18 protein-coding genes are annotated in these 18566 nt (G+C 60.4%); 16 read left to right on the top strand and 2 right to left on the bottom strand.

Annotation, left to right across the window (positions count from 1 at the left end):
- Positions 1 to 6 precede the first annotated feature (6 nt).
- The 3 genes from cgtA (at position 7) to I5961_RS24230 (ending at position 2961) form a co-directional block, all read left to right on the top strand.
- A complete protein-coding gene (gene cgtA, locus I5961_RS24240) occupies positions 7 to 1230 on the top strand; it encodes an Obg family GTPase CgtA (RefSeq protein ID WP_085697536.1) in 1224 nt (407 codons plus the stop codon).
- 137 nt (positions 1231 to 1367) lie between these two features.
- Positions 1368 to 2486 carry a glutamate 5-kinase gene (gene proB, locus I5961_RS24235; protein ID WP_045121906.1) on the top strand — a complete coding sequence of 373 codons (1119 nt, stop codon included), beginning with the start codon at positions 1368 to 1370 and terminating at the stop codon, positions 2484 to 2486.
- A 10-nt stretch (positions 2487 to 2496) separates the two neighbouring features.
- Positions 2497 to 2961 (top strand): CreA family protein, encoded by a 465-nt coding sequence (locus I5961_RS24230; RefSeq protein WP_085703158.1) that lies wholly within the window; start codon positions 2497 to 2499, stop codon positions 2959 to 2961.
- Positions 2962 to 3084: 123 nt separating this feature from the next.
- Here the strand turns inward: I5961_RS24230 and rpsT are convergent, their stop codons facing one another.
- Positions 3085 to 3357: a 30S ribosomal protein S20 gene (rpsT, locus tag I5961_RS24225; RefSeq protein ID WP_003228351.1), complete on the bottom strand. Its 273-nt coding sequence runs from the start codon at positions 3355 to 3357 to the stop codon at positions 3085 to 3087.
- Positions 3358 to 3609: 252 nt separating this feature from the next.
- On the opposite strand from rpsT, the gene murJ reads away from it, so the two are divergent.
- The 6 genes from murJ to ispH all read left to right on the top strand — a co-directional run bounded on the left by murJ (position 3610) and on the right by ispH (position 11122).
- A complete protein-coding gene (gene murJ, locus I5961_RS24220) occupies positions 3610 to 5148 on the top strand; it encodes a murein biosynthesis integral membrane protein MurJ (protein WP_085697534.1) in 1539 nt (512 codons plus the stop codon).
- Positions 5149 to 5277: 129 nt separating this feature from the next.
- Positions 5278 to 6216 carry a bifunctional riboflavin kinase/FAD synthetase gene (gene ribF / locus I5961_RS24215; protein ID WP_085697533.1) on the top strand — a complete coding sequence of 313 codons (939 nt, stop codon included), beginning with the start codon at positions 5278 to 5280 and terminating at the stop codon, positions 6214 to 6216.
- A 13-nt stretch (positions 6217 to 6229) separates the two neighbouring features.
- A complete protein-coding gene (ileS, locus tag I5961_RS24210) occupies positions 6230 to 9061 on the top strand; it encodes an isoleucine--tRNA ligase (protein WP_227233581.1) in 2832 nt (943 codons plus the stop codon).
- Positions 9054 to 9566, top strand: a complete 513-nt coding sequence (gene lspA, locus I5961_RS24205) for a signal peptidase II (RefSeq protein WP_085697531.1) — start codon at positions 9054 to 9056, stop codon at positions 9564 to 9566. Before ileS ends, lspA begins: the two co-directional genes overlap by 8 nt.
- 7 nt (positions 9567 to 9573) lie before the next feature.
- On the top strand, positions 9574 to 10011 hold the full coding sequence (gene fkpB / locus I5961_RS24200) for an FKBP-type peptidyl-prolyl cis-trans isomerase (protein ID WP_176247739.1): 438 nt from the start codon (positions 9574 to 9576) through the stop codon (positions 10009 to 10011).
- Positions 10012 to 10177: 166 nt separating this feature from the next.
- The gene (gene ispH, locus I5961_RS24195) at positions 10178 to 11122 is read left to right on the top strand and encodes a 4-hydroxy-3-methylbut-2-enyl diphosphate reductase (RefSeq protein WP_007963828.1); all 945 of its coding nucleotides are present in this window, start codon (positions 10178 to 10180) and stop codon (positions 11120 to 11122) included.
- On the opposite strand, the gene I5961_RS24190 is transcribed toward ispH, so the two are convergent.
- The gene (locus tag I5961_RS24190) at positions 11094 to 11648 is read right to left on the bottom strand and encodes a GspH/FimT family pseudopilin (protein ID WP_085697529.1); all 555 of its coding nucleotides are present in this window, start codon (positions 11646 to 11648) and stop codon (positions 11094 to 11096) included. The two genes, ispH and I5961_RS24190, sit on opposite strands and share 29 nt — an antisense overlap.
- A gap of 127 nt (positions 11649 to 11775) precedes the next feature.
- On the opposite strand from I5961_RS24190, the gene I5961_RS24185 reads away from it, so the two are divergent.
- Genes I5961_RS24185 through thiO form a run of 7 tightly spaced genes read left to right on the top strand, consistent with a single transcriptional unit; the run spans position 11776 to position 18549 of the window.
- Positions 11776 to 12249 (top strand): GspH/FimT family pseudopilin, encoded by a 474-nt coding sequence (locus tag I5961_RS24185; RefSeq protein ID WP_227233579.1) that lies wholly within the window; start codon positions 11776 to 11778, stop codon positions 12247 to 12249.
- Positions 12246 to 12695 (top strand): type IV pilus modification protein PilV, encoded by a 450-nt coding sequence (gene pilV / locus I5961_RS24180; RefSeq protein ID WP_085697527.1) that lies wholly within the window; start codon positions 12246 to 12248, stop codon positions 12693 to 12695. The genes I5961_RS24185 and pilV overlap by 4 nt, the downstream gene beginning before the upstream one ends.
- Complete coding sequence (locus tag I5961_RS24175; RefSeq protein WP_085703163.1) at positions 12692 to 13405, top strand: PilW family protein; 714 nt, start codon at positions 12692 to 12694, stop codon at positions 13403 to 13405. The genes pilV and I5961_RS24175 overlap by 4 nt, the downstream gene beginning before the upstream one ends.
- Positions 13406 to 13415: 10 nt before the next feature.
- Positions 13416 to 13895: a PilX N-terminal domain-containing pilus assembly protein gene (locus tag I5961_RS24170; RefSeq protein WP_085703164.1), complete on the top strand. Its 480-nt coding sequence runs from the start codon at positions 13416 to 13418 to the stop codon at positions 13893 to 13895.
- Positions 13882 to 16974 (top strand): pilus assembly protein, encoded by a 3093-nt coding sequence (locus I5961_RS24165; protein ID WP_227233578.1) that lies wholly within the window; start codon positions 13882 to 13884, stop codon positions 16972 to 16974. The genes I5961_RS24170 and I5961_RS24165 overlap by 14 nt, the downstream gene beginning before the upstream one ends.
- Before the next feature lie 15 nt (positions 16975 to 16989).
- Positions 16990 to 17391 (top strand): type IV pilin protein, encoded by a 402-nt coding sequence (locus I5961_RS24160; RefSeq protein ID WP_039771691.1) that lies wholly within the window; start codon positions 16990 to 16992, stop codon positions 17389 to 17391.
- A 57-nt stretch (positions 17392 to 17448) separates the two neighbouring features.
- Complete coding sequence (gene thiO, locus I5961_RS24155) at positions 17449 to 18549, top strand: glycine oxidase ThiO (protein WP_085703166.1); 1101 nt, start codon at positions 17449 to 17451, stop codon at positions 18547 to 18549.
- The last annotated feature ends 17 nt before the right edge of the window (positions 18550 to 18566 follow it).

The following is an 18566-nucleotide window of genomic DNA, read 5'->3' as shown; positions in this document are numbered from 1 at the left end:
TTGGTTATGAAGTTTGTTGATGAAGTATCGATCCGCGTAAAGGCTGGCGACGGCGGCAATGGTTGCATGAGTTTCCGTCGGGAAAAATTCATTGAAAATGGTGGCCCGAACGGTGGTGACGGTGGCGACGGCGGTTCCATCTTCATGATGGCCGACGAAAACCTCAACACCTTGGTGGATTACCGTTACACCCGTCACTTCGAGGCTGAGCGCGGTTCCAACGGTGGCAGCACCGACTGCACCGGCAAGAAGGGCGAAGACCTGATCCTGCGCGTGCCGGTTGGCACCACGATCATCGACTCGGCTACCCAGGAAGTCATCGGCGACCTGACCAAATCCGGTCAGAAGCTGATGGTGGTTCAGGGTGGCTGGCACGGTCTGGGCAATACCCGTTTCAAATCCAGTACCAACCGTGCGCCGCGTCAGACGACCCCGGGCAAGCCGGGCGAGCAGCGCGACCTGAAACTGGAAATGAAAGTTCTGGCTGACGTCGGCCTGCTGGGTCTGCCGAATGCCGGTAAAAGTACCTTTATCCGTTCGGTTTCGGCTGCCAAGCCGAAAGTTGCCGATTACCCGTTCACTACGCTGGTGCCAAACCTGGGTGTGGTCAGTGTCGATCGCTGGAAAAGCTTCGTCATCGCCGATATCCCGGGGCTGATCGAAGGCGCTTCCGATGGTGCCGGCCTGGGGATCCGTTTCCTCAAGCACCTGGCGCGTACCCGTCTGTTGCTGCATCTCGTGGACATGGCTCCGCTGGATGAAAGCAGTGCGCCGGACGCTGCTGAAGTGATCGTCAACGAGCTGATCAAGTTCAGCCCGTCCCTGGCGGAGCGTGATCGCTGGCTGGTGCTGAACAAGTGCGACCAGATCCTCGAGGAGGAGCACGAAGAGCGCGTCAAGGAAATCGTTGAGCGCCTGCAATGGGAAGGTCCGGTCTACGTGATCTCGGCCATCGCCAAAGAAGGCACCGAGCGCCTGACGCGCGACATCATGCGTTACCTGGAAGATCGTGCCGATCGCCTGGCCAATGACCCGGCCTACAAGGAAGAGCTGGCTGATCTCGATCAGCGCATCGAAGACGAGGCCCGTGCCCAGTTGCAGGCGCTGGATGACAAGCGTGCCCTGCGTCGCAGCGGCGTGAAGTCGGTCCATGACATCGGCGAGGATGATTGGGACGAAGAAGATGTGGATGACGAAGACGGTCCGGAAATCATTTACGTGCGTGACTGATTCGTTGCAGTAAACTTAAGCGCCGCTCAATCGAGCGGCGTTTTAGTATCCGGAAATCGATTGTTGGTCACGAAGAACCACGAATAACGTTACGGGCAGTGTCAGGTCGCGCTGCCCTCAAGCTAAGGTTGAAGATGATGCGGAGCAAGGTGACAGGTGCGCAGCGTTGGGTCGTGAAGATCGGCAGCGCTTTGCTGACGGCGGATGGCAAGGGGCTGGATCGCGCAGCAATGGGTGTCTGGGTCGAGCAGATGGTGGCTCTGCATGAGGCTGGCGTCGAACTGGTGCTGGTGTCCTCCGGGGCTGTGGCGGCGGGCATGAGTCGCCTCGGCTGGACCGCTCGACCCAGTGCGATGCACGAGCTCCAGGCTGCTGCAGCCATCGGTCAGATGGGTCTGGTGCAGGCCTGGGAGTCGAGCTTTGCCGAGCATGGTCGGCACACTGCGCAGATTCTCCTGACTCACGACGACCTGTCCGATCGCAAGCGCTACCTGAACGCCCGCAGCACCTTGCGTGCGCTGGTCGAGCTGAAAGTCATTCCGGTGATCAACGAGAACGACACCGTGGTTACCGATGAAATTCGCTTCGGTGATAACGACACGCTCGCAGCGCTGGTGGCAAACCTGGTCGAGGCTGATCTGCTGGTGATCCTGACGGATCGCGACGGCATGTTTGACGCCGATCCGCGCAATAATCCGGACGCCCAGCTGATCTACGAAGCGCGCGCCGATGATCCGACGCTGGATGCAGTGGCGGGCGGCACTGGCGGTGCGCTGGGTCGTGGCGGCATGCAGACCAAGCTGCGTGCGGCGCGGCTGGCGGCGCGTTCCGGGGCACACACCATCATTGTTGGCGGGCGTCTGGAGCGTGTGCTTGACCGTCTGAAGGCGGGTGAGCGGATTGGTACGTTGCTGTCGCCCGAGCGCGGCATGCTCGCGGCGCGCAAGCAGTGGCTGGCCGGTCATCTGCAAACCCGCGGCACGCTGGTGCTGGATGATGGCGCGGTTTCCGCTTTGTCCCAAGGCAATAAAAGTTTGCTGCCGGTCGGTGTCAAGCTGGTTCAGGGCAGCTTCCGTCGTGGCGAAATGGTGGTTTGCGTGGCGCCGGACGGGCGTGAGATTGCCCGTGGCCTGGCCAACTACAGCGCGCTGGAAGCACAAAAAATCATCGGTCAGTCGTCGGATGCGATTGTCGGTTTGCTGGGTTACATGGCTGAGCCGGAACTGGTTCACCGTGACAATCTGATTCTGGTGTAAGGAAAACGCGATGCGCATGGCAAAAGGATTGTTGGGCTTGTTGATGGTGCTGCCATTGCTGGCCTCGGCCGAGGAAATCGGTCAGGTGTCGACGGTGTTCAAATTTGTCGGGCCGAACGACCGGATCGTGGTCGAGGCATTCGATGATCCGAAGGTTGAGGGTGTGACCTGCTACCTGTCGCGCGCCAAGACCGGTGGTGTGAAGGGTGGGTTGGGTCTGGCCGAGGATCGTGCCGAGGCGTCCATTGCCTGCCGTCAGGTCGGTCCGATCAACTTCAAGGGTGAGTTGAAGGATGGTGAAGAGGTGTTCAAGGAGCGCACTTCGCTGGTGTTCAAGACCATGCAGGTGGTGCGTTTCCTCGACAAGAAGCGCAACACGCTGGTGTATCTGGTCTACAGCGATCGTCTGATCGAAGGCAGTCCGCAGAATGCGGTGACGGCGATCCCGATTCTGCCGTGGGCGGCGGCTCATTAATCGCGCGTAAACAAAGAGGAGCCGGCTGGCTCCTCTTTTTTTGCCTGTGTTTTGCTGGAGTGGGGGCAAATCGCAGGCAATAAAAAACCGACCCTGAGGTCGGTTTTTTAATGACTACGTCGCTTAGGCAGCTTCTTTCAGTGCCTTGACGTGGCCATTCAGACGGCTCTTATGACGAGCAGCCTTGTTCTTGTGGATGATGCCTTTATCGGCCATGCGGTCGATAACTGGCACAGCCAGAACGTATGCAGCTTGAGCTTTTTCAGCGTCTTTTGCGTCGATGGCTTTAACTACATTCTTGATGTAGGTACGAACCATGGAACGCAGGCTGGCGTTGTGGCTGCGACGCTTCTCAGCCTGTTTTGCACGTTTTTTGGCGGAAGGTGAGTTGGCCACCGTCGAGCTCCTCGAAAGACTTTTTAGGAAATAGCAAACAAAATAGGCCGCGAATCATGCCGATGAGTTGAAGTCTTGTCAAGGGCGCTTGAAACGTTCCGCTAAGTGGTAGGCGTGGTGCGACGGGATATTTCTTTCCGGCGTGTGACCTGTAAACTCGCGAGCTTTGGCTCTGTGCTGTTGCGGCGCGGAGTATCGCACAAGTGGGCGCGTTATTCGCCTGCTGTTTATCGACAGGCACACATTCCTTCAATGAATCTGCTCAAATCGTTGGCCGCCGTCAGCTCTATCACGATGCTTTCCCGGATTCTCGGGTTTGTTCGCGACACGCTCATCGCCCGCACCTTCGGCGCCGGAATGGCGACCGATGCCTTCTTCATCGCCTTCAAACTGCCCAATCTGCTGCGCAGGATTTTCGCCGAGGGGGCGTTTTCCCAGGCTTTTGTGCCGATCCTGGCCGAATACAAAAGCCAGAAGGGCGAAGAGGCGACCCGCACCTTTATTGCTTACGTTTCCGGCCTGCTGACACTCGTACTGGCGCTGGTCACCGCGCTGGGCATGATTGCCGCGCCCTGGGTGATCTGGGCCACGGCGCCGGGTTTCACCGATACACCGGAGAAATTCCAGCTGACCTCCGACCTGCTGCGAGTGACCTTCCCTTATATATTGCTGATCTCCCTGTCTTCGCTGGCGGGGGCGATCCTCAATACCTGGAACCGTTTCTCGGTGCCGGCGTTCGTGCCGACCCTGCTCAACGTCAGCATGATCGTGTTTTCGCTGTTTCTGACACCTTATTTCGATCCGCCGGTCATGGCCCTTGGCTGGGCGGTGCTGGTCGGTGGTCTGGCGCAGTTGCTCTATCAACTGCCGCACCTGAAAAAAATCGGCATGTTGGTGCTGCCGCGCCTGAACCTGCGTGATACCGGCGTCTGGCGGGTGATGAAACAGATGTTGCCGGCGATCATCGGCGTCTCGGTCAGCCAGATTTCACTGATCATCAACACCATCTTCGCCTCTTTCCTGGTAGCCGGCTCGGTATCGTGGATGTATTACGCCGACCGTTTGATGGAATTGCCGTCCGGTGTGCTCGGTGTGGCGCTGGGCACGATCCTGCTGCCGACACTGGCCAAGACCTACGCCAGCAAGGATCGCCACGAATATTCGCGGATTCTCGACTGGGGCCTGCGCCTGTGCTTCGTGCTGGTGCTGCCTTGCGCGCTGGCGCTGGGGATTCTGGCCGAGCCGTTGACCGTTTCGCTGTTCCAGTACGGCCAGTTCAGCGGGTTTGACGCGGAGATGACCCAGCGGGCGCTCATTGCCTATTCTGTCGGTCTGTTGGGGATTATCGTGATCAAAGTTCTGGCGCCGGGCTTTTATGCGCAACAGAACATCCGTACCCCGGTAAAAATCGCAATCTTCACCCTGGTCGTTACTCAACTGTTCAACCTGGTGCTGATCGGTCCGCTGGCCCATGCCGGTCTGGCACTGGCGATCAGCGCCGGTGCCTGCCTGAACGCCGGGCTGCTGTTCTATCAACTGCGTAAGCAGCAGATGTATCTACCGCAACCGGGCTGGCTGAAATTCGGTTTCAAGCTGTTGGTCGCGGTGGCAGTGATGTCGGTGGTGCTGTTGATCGGCATGCATTTCATGCCTGCGTGGGATCAGGGCCACATGCTGGAGCGCTTTCTGCGCCTGGGTGCCTTGGTGGTTGCCGGTGTGGTGGCTTATTTCGGCATGTTGCTGCTGCTCGGTTTCCGCCTGCGCGACTTCAATCGCAAGGCGTTGAGCTGAGGTTGCACCCTTGAAAGACGGGCGTGAGCCGGCAGTTTTGTCGGCTCGATCACTTTGGGTTACGGTGTTGCCTGTCGTCGGCCGTCGGGTGTGGTTATAATCGGCCACTTTATGAGCAAGAAGCGCGTTATGCAGCTGGTTCGAGGCCTCCACAATCTGCGCCCCCAGCATCGGGGCTGCGTCGCCACTATTGGCAACTTTGACGGTGTTCACCGTGGTCACCAGGCCATTCTGGCCCGACTGCGTGAGCGTGCGCTTGAGTTGGGCGTGCCCAGCTGCGTGGTGATTTTCGAGCCACAGCCACGGGAATTCTTTGCTCCGGAGACCGCACCGGCGCGTCTGGCCCGGTTGCGCGACAAGCTGCAATTGCTGGCCGCCGAGGGTGTCGACCGGGTCTTGTGCCTGGCTTTCAACCAGCGCTTGAGCAAGCTCAGCGCCAGTGAATTCGTCGACACCATCCTCGTTGATGGTCTCGGCGTGCAGCATCTGGAAGTCGGCGACGATTTCCGCTTCGGTTGCGACCGCCTCGGCGATTTCGATTTTCTGCTGCAGGCCGGGCAGGTTCACGGTTTTACCGTGGAAGCCGCGCAAACCGTCGAGCTGGACGGGATTCGTGTCAGCAGCACCCAGGTGCGCAACGCGTTGGCCGCCGCCGATTTTGCTCTGGCCGAACGCTTGCTTGGCCGCCCGTACCGGATTGCCGGTCGCGTGCTGCATGGCCAGAAACTGGCCCGCCAGTTGGGTACGCCCACGGCGAACATTCAACTGAAGCGCCGTCGCGTGCCGATCACCGGGGTTTACCTGGTCGATGTGGATATCGACGGCAAGACCTGGCCCGGCGTCGCCAATATCGGCGTACGGCCCACGGTGCAAGGTGATGGCAAGGCCCACCTTGAAGTCCATCTTTTAGATTTTGCCGGCGATCTGTATGACCGGCGTCTGACGGTGGTTTTCCACCAGAAGCTGCGTGAAGAGCAGCGTTTCGCCTCCCTGGAGGCATTGAAAACGGCGATCAGCGCGGATGTCGCCGCCGCCCGTGCACTAGCCGCACCTAGCGCCCATCGCTAATGAAGAGCCTTAAATGACCGACTATAAAGCCACGTTAAACCTTCCGGACACCGCCTTCCCAATGAAGGCCGGCCTGCCACAGCGCGAACCGCAGATCCTGCAGCGCTGGGACAGTATTGGCCTGTACGGAAAGTTGCGCGAGATTGGCAAGGATCGTCCGAAGTTCGTCCTGCACGACGGCCCTCCGTACGCCAACGGTACGATCCATATCGGTCACGCACTGAACAAGATTCTCAAGGACATGATCATCCGCTCGAAGACCCTGTCGGGCTTCGATGCGCCGTATGTCCCTGGCTGGGACTGCCATGGCCTGCCGATCGAGCACAAGGTTGAAGTGACCCACGGCAAGAACCTGGGCGCGGACAAGACCCGCGAACTGTGCCGTGCCTATGCCACCGAGCAGATCGAAGGGCAAAAGTCCGAATTCATCCGTCTCGGCGTGCTGGGCGACTTCGCCAACCCGTACAAGACCATGGACTTCAAGAACGAGGCCGGTGAAATCCGTGCCCTCGCCGAAATCGTCAAGGGCGGTTTCGTGTTCAAGGGTCTGAAGCCGGTGAACTGGTGCTTCGATTGCGGATCGGCCCTGGCCGAAGCGGAAGTCGAGTACGAGAACAAGAAATCCTCGACCATCGACGTGGCGTTTCCGATCGCTGACGAAGCCAAGCTGGCCGCCGCATTCGGTCTGCCATCGCTGAGCAAACCTGCCTCGATCGTGATCTGGACCACCACCCCGTGGACCATCCCGGCCAACCAGGCACTCAACGTTCACCCGGAATTCACCTACGCGCTGGTCGACATCGGCGACAAGCTGCTGGTGCTGGCTGAAGAGCTGGTCGAGTCCTGCCTGACCCGTTACGGCGTCGAAGGCACCATTCTGGCCACTGCGCCGGGTTCGGCGTTGGAACTGATCAACTTCCGTCACCCGTTCTACGACCGTCTGTCGCCAGTGTATCTGGCCGACTACGTGGAACTGGGCGCCGGCACCGGCGTGGTTCACTCCGCTCCGGCTTACGGTGTGGACGACTTCGTGACTTGCAAGAAATACGGCATGGTCAACGACGAAATCCTCAACCCGGTACAGAGCAACGGCGTTTACGTGCCGTCGCTGGAGTTCTTCGGCGGTCAGTTCATCTGGAAGGCCAACCCGGCCATCGTCGACAAACTGACCGAAGTCGGCGCGCTGATGCACACCACCGTCATCGAACACAGCTACATGCACTGCTGGCGTCACAAGACCCCGCTGATCTACCGCGCCACCGCGCAGTGGTTCATCGGCATGGACAAGGAGCCGGTGTCCGGCGACACCCTGCGCCAACGCTCGCTCAAAGCCATCGAAGACACCAAGTTCGTGCCGGCCTGGGGCCAGGCGCGCCTGCACTCGATGATCGCCAACCGTCCGGACTGGTGCATCTCCCGTCAGCGTAACTGGGGTGTGCCGATCCCGTTCTTCCTGAACAAGGAAAGCGGCGAGCTGCACCCACGCACCGTCGAACTGATGGAAGAGGTCGCCAAGCGCGTTGAAGTCGAAGGCATCGAAGCCTGGTTCAAACTCGACGCTGCCGAACTGCTGGGCGATGAAGCGCCGCAGTACGACAAGATCAGCGACACCCTCGACGTCTGGTTCGACTCGGGCACCACGCACTGGCACGTCCTGCGCGGTTCACACCCGATGGGCCACGAGACCGGCCCGCGTGCCGACCTGTATCTGGAAGGTTCGGACCAGCACCGTGGCTGGTTCCACTCGTCCCTGCTGACCGGTTGCGCCATCGACAACCACGCGCCGTATCGCGAGCTGCTGACCCACGGCTTCACCGTGGACGAGTCCGGTCGCAAGATGTCCAAGTCCCTGGGCAACGTGATCGCGCCGCAGAAAGTCAACGACACCCTGGGCGCCGACATCATGCGTCTGTGGGTCGCTTCGACCGATTACTCGGGCGAAATGGCCGTGTCCGAGCAGATCCTGCAGCGCAGCGCGGACGCCTATCGTCGTATCCGTAACACCGCGCGTTTCCTGCTTTCCAACCTGACCGGGTTCAACCCGGCCACTGACCTGCTGCCGGCCGAAGACATGCTGGCACTGGATCGCTGGGCCGTGGACCGTACCCTGCTGCTGCAGCGCGAGCTGCAAGAGCACTACGGCGAATACCGTTTCTGGAACGTCTACTCGAAGATCCACAACTTCTGCGTGCAGGAGCTGGGTGGTTTCTATCTGGACATCATCAAGGACCGCCAGTACACCACCGGCGCCGACAGCAAGGCCCGTCGTTCTTGCCAGACCGCGCTGTTCCACATCTCCGAAGCGCTGGTGCGCTGGATCGCACCGATCCTGGCCTTCACCGCCGACGAACTGTGGCAATACCTGCCGGGCGAGCGCAACGAGTCGGTGATGCTCAACACCTGGTACGAAGGCCTGACCGAGCTGCCGGAAGGCTTCGAGCTGGGTCGCGAGTACTGGGATCGCATCATGGAAGTGAAGGTGGCGGTCAACAAAGAGATGGAAATCCAGCGCGCGGCCAAGGCCGTCGGTGGCAACCTGCAAGCCGAAGTGACGCTGTTCGCCGAAGACGCGCTGACCGCCGACCTGGCCAAGCTGAGCAACGAGCTGCGCTTTGTCCTGATCACCTCGACGGCCACTGTCGCGCCGTTCGTGCAGGCTCCGGCCGATGCTGTGGCCACCGAAGTCAGCGGCCTGAAACTGAAGATTGTCAAATCCGCCTTCCCGAAATGCGCCCGATGCTGGCACTGCCGTGAAGATGTCGGCGTGAACCCGGAGCATCCGGAAATCTGCGGCCGTTGCGTGGACAACATCGATGGCGCCGGCGAGGTTCGTCACTATGCCTAATGCCGTTGGCCGTTTCGGACGGCTGAGCTGGCTCTGGTTGAGCTTGCTGGTTCTGGTCATCGACCAGGCCAGCAAGTTTTACTTCGAAGGCAAGCTCGAGATGTTCCAGCAGATCGTGATCATCCCTGATTACTTCAGCTGGACACTGGCCTACAACACCGGCGCTGCGTTCAGCTTTCTGGCTGACAGCTCCGGCTGGCAGCGCTGGTTGTTTGCCCTGATCGCGGTGGTGGTCAGTGCGGTGCTGGTGGTCTGGCTCAAGCGCCTGGGCCGCAACGAAACCTGGCTGGCCATTGCGCTGGCGCTGGTGCTGGGCGGCGCCCTGGGCAACCTGTATGACCGCATTGCCCTGGGCCATGTGATCGACTTCATTCTGGTGCATTGGCAGAACCGCTGGTACTTCCCGGCGTTCAACTTCGCCGACAGCGCGATTACCGTTGGCGCGGTGATGCTGGCACTGGACATGTTCAAAAGTAAAAAAACCGGAGAAGCCGTTCATGACTGAACAGGTATTGGCTGAGCAACGCATCGGCCAGAACACGGAAGTCACTTTGCACTTTGCATTGCGCCTGGAGAACGGCGACACGGTCGACAGCACCTTCGACAAGGCTCCGGCGACCTTCAAGGTCGGCGATGGCAACCTGCTGCCGGGCTTCGAGGCGGCGCTGTTCGGTTTCAAGGCCGGCGACAAGCGTACGCTGACCGTCGAGCCGGAAAACGCCTTCGGCCAGCCGAACCCGCAAAACGTACAGATCATCCCGCGTTCGCAGTTCGTGGACATGGAGCTGTCGCCGGGGCTGCTGGTGATCTTCAACGATGCGGCCAATACTGAGCTGCCGGGTGTGGTGAAAGAGTTCGACGACGCGCAAGTGACCGTTGACTTCAATCATCCGCTGGCTGGCAAGAAGCTGACCTTTGACGTCGAGATCATCAACGTCAAAGCGCTCTGAGTCACACAGCAGAATCCCTGTGGGGCCGGCTTGCTCGCGAATGCTGACTGACATTCAACATAAACGTTGTCTGAAACACCGCTTTCGCGAGCAAATCGAATCGTCGCTACCCCATTAGCTTTTCAACGTTTTCGCTATTTCTTGCGCGCAAGACACGAGGCACAGCATGCAAATCAAACTCGCCAACCCCCGTGGCTTCTGCGCCGGCGTGGACCGGGCGATCGAAATCGTCAACCGCGCCCTTGAGGTGTTCGGGCCGCCGATCTATGTGCGTCATGAAGTGGTGCACAACAAGTTTGTGGTCGAGGACCTGCGCAGTCGTGGCGCGATCTTCGTCGAGGAACTGGATCAGGTACCGGACGACGTCATCGTGATCTTCAGTGCCCACGGCGTCTCGCAAGCCGTGCGTAGCGAAGCTGCCGGCCGTGGCCTGAAAGTGTTCGACGCCACCTGTCCGCTGGTGACCAAGGTGCACATCGAAGTCGCGAAATACAGCCGCGACGGCCGTGAATGCATCCTGATCGGCCACGCCGGTCACCCGGAAGTCGAAGGCACCATGGGCCAGTACGACGCCAGCAATGGCGGCGCGATCTACCTCGTTGAAGACGAGAAGGATGTCGCCGAATTGCAGGTGCGCAATCCCGAAAAACTCGCCTTTGTCACCCAGACCACGCTGTCCATGGATGACACCAGCCGAGTGATCGACGCATTGCGTACGCGTTTCCCTGCCATTGGCGGGCCGCGCAAGGACGATATCTGCTACGCCACTCAAAACCGTCAGGATGCAGTCAAGCAACTGGCTGACGAATGCGACGTGGTGTTGGTCGTGGGCAGCCCGAACAGCTCCAACTCCAACCGCCTGCGTGAGCTGGCCGAACGCATGGCCACGCCGGCCTATCTGATCGATGGCGCCGAAGACCTGCAAAAGAGCTGGTTCGACGGTGTCGAGCGCATCGGCATCACCGCCGGCGCCTCTGCCCCGGAAGTCCTGGTGCGTGGCGTGATCCAGCAGTTGCAGGCCTGGGGCGCCACCGGTGCCGACGAGCTGGCCGGGCGTGAGGAGAACATCACGTTCTCGATGCCTAAAGAGCTGCGCGTTCGCTCGATCTGATCGCTTTATCCTTTCGGCACAGCGCCTGTTCGGCCTTTTGGCTGGTCAGGCGAACGCGACCGGTTGCCGCCAGCACCACCTGGAGCTGGCTGACCGGCTCGCGAGCCGAGCACAGGTGCAATGTCCCCGCCTGAAACTTCCGGTCCGGCACCAGTGGCTGGCCCAGGCTACTGAAACGTATGTACCGGCTCACCAGCCAGTTGCCGACAATCGGTATCTTTCCATCACTCGCCTGCTCGATCAGCAATGGATTATCGGCGTCTTCGGCCCCTTTTCCGCTGATATCCAGAATGATCCGCCAGCCCTGGCCCCAATCACCGTTGATGCCGTGAATCACCACACTCTGATTGCGCGTGATGGCCATTGTCCGGGCATTACGGATGCCGTCGAGCAAAGACTGTGCGGCCTGCTGGCGCCGGTTTGATTCGGTGAAGTCCGCCAGCGCCGGACCGACCAGCGACAGAACAATTGCGCCGATCGCCAGTCCCATAAGCAGTTCGACCAGACTGAAACCCTGTTGCGGCATGTGCGCGTCCTCCCTGGATTGTGCACAGCGACGCAATCCGTGCGTCGTTCGCGGTAAATCAACCGGCGCATGCCGGTCGAATGTTCTAGGTTTGTACAGGTATAGCCGACGGCAACGGAGGGCATCGATGGATCATCGTACAAAAGGTTTCACGCTGATCGAGCTGCTGGTGGCGCTCGCGGTGTTTGTAATCCTGATCACGATGGCGGTGCCGGCGTTCACCCGTTCGGTGCAGGGCAGCAAGGCCGACACCGAAGTCGGCGACCTGCAACGGGCCCTCAATTACGCGAGGCTCGAGGCGATCAACCGGGGTACCACCACCCGCTTGCGACCGAGTGCCGGCGGCAACGTCTGGACCAGCGAGCTGGCGGTCTACGACAGTACTGGCACTTCGGCCAATGTATTGCGGGTTGTTCCAGCGATGAGCAGCGGCGCGACTCTGACGCTACCCTCTGGAGTGACCGCGCTGGATTTCAACAATCTGGGCGGGCTGGCGGCGCCGTCCACGGCGGTGGTCATCAGTTACGTGCTGGGAACGCAAAGCAGGACGCTGAACGTGTGTCTGAACGGAAGAATTCAATTGGGTGGAAGTTGCGGATGAGGGCAGGGAGCAAGCACGCACAGGAGGGCATGACGCTGATCGAAGTGCTGGTCGCGTTGTTGATTCTGACGGTCGGTTTGCTGGGCGCGGCAGCGGTTCAGCTCAATGCGCTGAAGTACACCGACAGCTCGCGGATGACCAGCCAGGCGAGTTTCATCGCCTACGACATGATGGACCGGATCCGCGCCAACTCGGGCGCCGACTACACCGTCACACCCCCCACCACGGGCAACCTGAGTGTCGCCCGGGATCAGGATCTCTACGACTTCACCACCAACATCGTCAATTTCGGCGGCCCGACCGCCACCGGCAGCATCACCCTCAATCAACGTGTGTACACCATCACCATCACCTGGAATGACGCGCGCGCCGCCAATACGTCGAGTGCGCCCCGCAGCTTTGTCCTGACCAGTCGCGCCGCGGTAGATCCGGTGGGCGCGCCATGAAACGTCATAATCTGGGTTTCGGTCTGATCGAAATGCTGGTGGCCCTGGCGCTGGGGCTGATCGTGGTGCTCGGCGTGGTGCAGATCTTTCTGGCGGCGAAAAACACCTACGTCAGCCAGAACAGCGCGGCCGCCATGCAGGAAGATGCGCGGTTCGTGCTGAGCAAGATGATTCAGGAACTGCGCATGGTGGGCATGTTCGGTTGCCTGGGCACGATTACCGATTCCAGCTCGGCGGGGGATTTCACGGCGGCCCAGATCGCGCCGATCAGCTGGGACAACGCCAATCTCAAGCTGACCCTGGTCACGGCTGATGTCGGCAGTGCAGGCGGGACGCCGACCTGGACCGTGGTGTCCGATTGCCGCAACAGCGCCACCGCTTATACCGGCGCACGGGCTGCGGCGACGGGGCAGATCGCGTTTCCGATCCGTCGGTTGATCTACAGCTTCAGCAACAACCAGATTCTGATGGGCACCGGCAGCGGTAATCCGGCCCAGCAAGTGCTGGTGAATAACGTCAGTGCGTTCACTGTGATGTTCGGTCTGGCAAGTTCCGCAACCGATGTCGCGGCGTCCACCTACAGTGCCAACCCCGGTGATCCGGCGCGGATCCGCAGCGTGCGCCTGAGCCTGACCCTCACTGATCCGAACAATCGGGTCCGCAATCAAACCTTCAACGTGGTTGCCGCCTTGCGCAACCGGTTGCAGTGAGGGGCGAGCGATGAACGTTTCTCTCCATCGGCGACGGTCCCAGGACGGCATGGTGTTGCTGGTCAGCCTGGTGTTTCTGCTGCTCCTGACGGTGATCGGCCTGTCATCGATGCAGAGTGCCAACCTGCAGGAAAAAATGGCCGGCAGCGTAAGCCTGCGCAATCAATCGTTCCAGACTGCCGAGGCGGCGCTGCGCATCGGCGAAAGTGCGGTGCAACTGGACGGCTACACGCTCGCAGTGTGCGCCAGCACCACCCAATGTGCGCCACCGGCGGAATCCTCGGTGGTCACTGCGGCGGGGCTCAACTCCACGTCGGGCGTGACCTGGATCGCCGCTGGCAGCGGGTTTTACGGAGTACAGAACATCGGCACGACCCTGACGGCGGTAAACGTGCCGAGCAACACTTCGGCGACCTTGTACCGGGTCACGGCCGTCGGCATCGCCGGCACTTCGCGCAGTGTGGTGGAGAGTGTCTATGCGAAGTACTGAGCGACGCTTCAAATGGCTGTCGCTGTTGCTCGGCATGCTGACCGGGCTTTATCTGACTGCACCGGCGTATGCCTTTACACCGTCCGATTCGCCGCTGTTGAGCGCGGCGGCTGTGCCACCGAACGTGATGTTGATGATCGACGACTCGGGCAGCATGAACAGCATCATCTATGCGACGGGTTTTGATCCGACCGTGGATCGCACGGCAGCCCGGCAGTGCAACGCGGTCATCGGCCTGTGCCTGAGCTCAACTGCCATCACCGGCGATACGATCTTCCTGTCGAGCCTGCCGACCTCCGGCTGCTCCGGCGGCGCCTATGCCTTCTACAACAACAGCCTGACGCCACTCTGCCTGAAATTGCCGGATCCGGTAGGCAGCGGCAACACCCGCTATTCGGCCGATTACATTTCCTATGTGGTCGGGCTGGCGATCAGCAACGGCACGCGCGACTTCACCACCGGGGCGATTCCCAACGATTACCGGATCAACGTGGCGCGCAATGTTTCCACTGCACTGGTCACCAGCAACCGCAACCTGCGCATGGGGCTGGCGACCTTCAACCCGGCCACCAGCAACAACCCCGGCAATGGTGGTTTCATTGCGCGCTCCATCAGCGACCTGTCACCGGTCAGCGGTAGCGTGACCCAGGCTCAGGCTGACACCAACTACAACGCACTGATTTCCTCGATCAACGGCCTGAACGCGGTGGCCAACACGCCTCTGGCCGAGACCTATTACGAAATCACCCGCTACATGCGCGGGATGGCGCCGTACTACAACAGCACGCCGAGCACTTACACCAGCCCGATCCAGTACCGCTGCCAGAAAAACTACGGGGTGGTTATCACCGACGGCCTGCCGACTTACGACCGCACCTTTCCGAGCAACGACCCGCTCGGCGGCAGTCGCCTGCCGAACTGGGACGGCATCAACAATGACGGGAACAATCTGAACGGGGACGGGGAGGGCGATACGCTGTATCTGGACGATATCGCCAAGTTCGCCTTCGACATCGATATGCGTTTCTCCGGAACCGACGCGGCGGGCAAGAGCTGGAATGCGGTGGATTTTCCCCGGCAGTACATGAATACCTACACCGTGGGTTTTACCGCTTCCAACGACATGCTCTCGGACGCCGCCGATTACGGACAGGGCCGCTACTACCAGGCGACCGACAGCGCCGGTTTGAATGCCGCATTGTCTTCGGCGTTGAGTGATATCACCTCCAAGGCGGGTTCCGGCGGTGCGGGTGTGACCAGCGGCACCACGCTGACCAGTAGCAGCAGTTTTTACCAGACCACCTATGACCCGAAGGATTGGCGCGGCACGATCAAGTCGTTTGGCTTTACCTCCGCCGGGGCGGTCAATACCTCGGCCGTGCAGTGGACCACCGATACCGCCATCGTGCCTGGCGCCACCGCGCCGACCTACCAGTCGTGGAATTCCCTGAGCAACACGGCGATAACGCTGGCCTATGGCACCTTCTCCCCGGCCCAGCAGACTGTTCTCAGTCAGGGTTTGCCCACCGGCATCAGCGGTATCGACCTGGTCGAATGGAGCAAGGGCACCAACAAGACCGGGCTCAAAGTGCGCAGTGTGTTGCTTGGGGACATCATCAACTCGCCACTTGTACTGGCTTCGCCCACGGAAAAAACCGCTTCCGATCTGGCCGGCGACACCACCTACAGCACCTATCTGACCACCAAGGCTGCGAACATGAACGCCAGCCTGGTGGTGAACGCCAACGACGGTTTTGTCAGCGTCATCAACTCGGCCAACGGTACCCGGCGCTATGCCTACATGCCGTCCAGCGTATTGCCCTCGTTGCGTCTGATTGCCGATCCGAACTACGTCAACGGCGTCAGCCACAAGTTTCTGGTGGATGGTCAGCTCGGTGTATTCGATGCCCAATTCGGCACGGTCTGGAAAACCCTGGCCATAGGCGGTACGGGTGCCGGTGGCAAGACTTTCTACGGGCTTCAGCTGTTCGACGCCTCGGCGGGCAACGTGATCCGCGCCTTGTGGGAGGTCAGCGCGCCGGCAGCCGCCAGCACTTCCAACGCTTTCAATGATCTGGGTTACGCCTATGCCCGTCCGGAAGTGGCACGCTTGGCCGATGGTCGCTGGGCGGCGTTCATTGCCAACGGTTACGGCAGCAACTCCGGGGTGGCGGCGCTGTATGTGCTGGATGTTCGCGATGGTTCGCTGATCAGGAAAATCGTCATCGACAGTACGGAAACCAACAATGGCTTGTCCTCGGTGAAGCTGCGGGTCAATTCGCAGAACGTGGTGCAAGCCGCGTATGGCGGTGACTTGAAGGGACGGTTGTGGAAGTTCGACCTGAGCGCCACTGCTTCCGACAGTTGGGGCGTGGCGTTTTCCGGCAAGCCGCTGTTCACCACGGCCGGCGGGGCAACTCAGCCGATCACCGCGCAGCCGTTGCTGGCGGACAACGCTCTGGGCGGCAAACAGATTTTCGTCGGCACCGGTAAATTCAACGAAACCGCCGACAAGACCAACAAGGATTTGCAGGCGTTCTATTCGGTGTGGGATGCCGATGGCGGATCGGGCCAGATCACGGTCAGCAGTTTGCAGGCTCAGGCGATTACCGGCGTGTTCTCCGGCAGTTCCGGGCAGTTTGTCACTACCAGCCAGAACGACACGACTTATCCGGCGGAGAAGGGCTGGTACCTGCCACTGGTGTACAACAACGCATTGACCGGCGAACGGGTGATCAATCAGGCCAGTCTGGTGCTTGGGCGTATTGTGTTCACCACGGCCAGTGTCGATACCAATGACCCGTGTTCCAGTTTCGGTACCGGCAAACTGATCGAACTCGATGCGTTCAGCGGTAAGATGCTCAACTACGCCGTGCTCGACACCAACGCCGATGGCGTGGTCGACAGCAACGACACGATCTCCAGTGGCGTGGTGTTCACCGGCGGTATCCCGACCCTGAACGCCATCGTCAACGGTGCAACACGCAAGATCGAGACCGACTCCAGTGGCGGCATCACCACCCTGGTGGAAAAGGGCGGCGGCGGCAGCCGTCGCATAATGTGGCGACAAATACAGTAAGTGAGAGTTCGAGGCATGCGCAGATCCAACCGAGGTTTCACCCTGATCGAAATCATGATCGTGATTGCGATCATCGGTATCGTCATCACCATCGGCTATCCGAGCCTCACCGAATATGTGAAGAAGGGCCGCCGCGCCGACGTGGTCAGCAACTTGTCGGAACAGGCACAGATCCTCGAGCGCTTCTATTCGAAGAACAACGTCTACACCGGTGTCACCGGGTTGAGCACCGGCAACGATTTCTACACCATCACGCCGACGATCACCGATCAGACCTTCCTGCTGACCGCGACCCGCAAGACCGGCACGGCGATGGCCACTGACAAGTGCGGGGATTTCACCCTCACCAACACTGGCGTCAGAAGCATGAACAACGCGACCACCGGGCTGACCACCAAGGATTGCTGGGGCCGCTGAGCCGCATTATTTCGGGCGCCTTTTGCGCCCACTGTCTTTTTTACGGTTGGATCAAACATGACCAGGCAACAGCAAGTGGTGATTGTCGGTGGCGGGGTGATTGGCCTGCTCACTGCGTACAACCTCGCCTCCGAGGTCGGCAGCGTGGTGCTGCTGGATCGTTCGAACGTCGGCCAGGAATCGTCCTGGGCCGGCGGCGGTATCGTGTCTCCGCTGTACCCGTGGCGCTACAGCCCGGCCGTCACCGCACTGGCGCACTGGTCGCAGGATTTTTATCCACAGCTGGGCGAGCGCCTTTTTGCCGATACCGGGGTCGATCCCGAAGTGCACACCACCGGCCTGTACTGGCTGGATCTGGATGACGAAGCCGAAGCGTTGGCGTGGGCTGCGCGGGAAAACCGCCCGTTGCGGGCTGTGGATATCTCGGCGGCGCATGATGCGGTGCCGGTGCTCGGTGGTGGTTTTTCCCGGGCGATCTATATGGCCGATGTGGCCAACGTGCGCAATCCACGACTGGTGAAGTCTTTGAAAGCGGCGTTGCAGGCGCTGCCGAATGTAACGATTCACGAGCAGTGCGAAGTCAGCGGGTTTGTCCGTGAAGGCGAACGGGTGGTGGGCGTGCAGACTTCCACCGGTGTGATCGCTGGCGATCAGATCGTGTTGACGGCGGGCGCGTGGAGCGGCGAATTGCTCAAGACTCTGAATCTTTCGCTGCCAGTGGAGCCGGTCAAGGGCCAGATGATTCTCTACAAGTGTGCGGCGGATTTCCTGCCGAGCATGGTGCTGGCCAAGGGGCGCTACGCGATTCCGCGCCGTGACGGACACATTCTGATCGGCAGCACGCTGGAGCACGAAGGCTTCGACAAGACCCCGACTGACAACGCGCTGGAAAGCCTAAAGGCATCGGCAGTCGAGTTGTTGCCGGCGCTGGTGGAGGCTGAAGTGGTGGGGCATTGGGCCGGGCTGCGACCGGGTTCACCCGAAGGGATTCCATACATTGGCCGGGTTCCGGGGTTTGACGGTCTGTGGCTGAACTGCGGGCATTACCGCAATGGGCTGGTGCTGGCGCCGGCGTCCTGTCAGTTGTTTGCCGACGTAATGCTGGGCCGTGCGCCGATCATTGATCCAGCGCCGTATGCACCGGCCGGACGGATCTAGTCGGTTTTTCTTCCGGC

Source organism: Pseudomonas sp. IAC-BECa141, assembly GCF_020544405.1.
GTDB lineage: Bacteria > Pseudomonadota > Gammaproteobacteria > Pseudomonadales > Pseudomonadaceae > Aquipseudomonas.
This window is presented reverse-complemented; position numbering and strand designations above follow the sequence as displayed.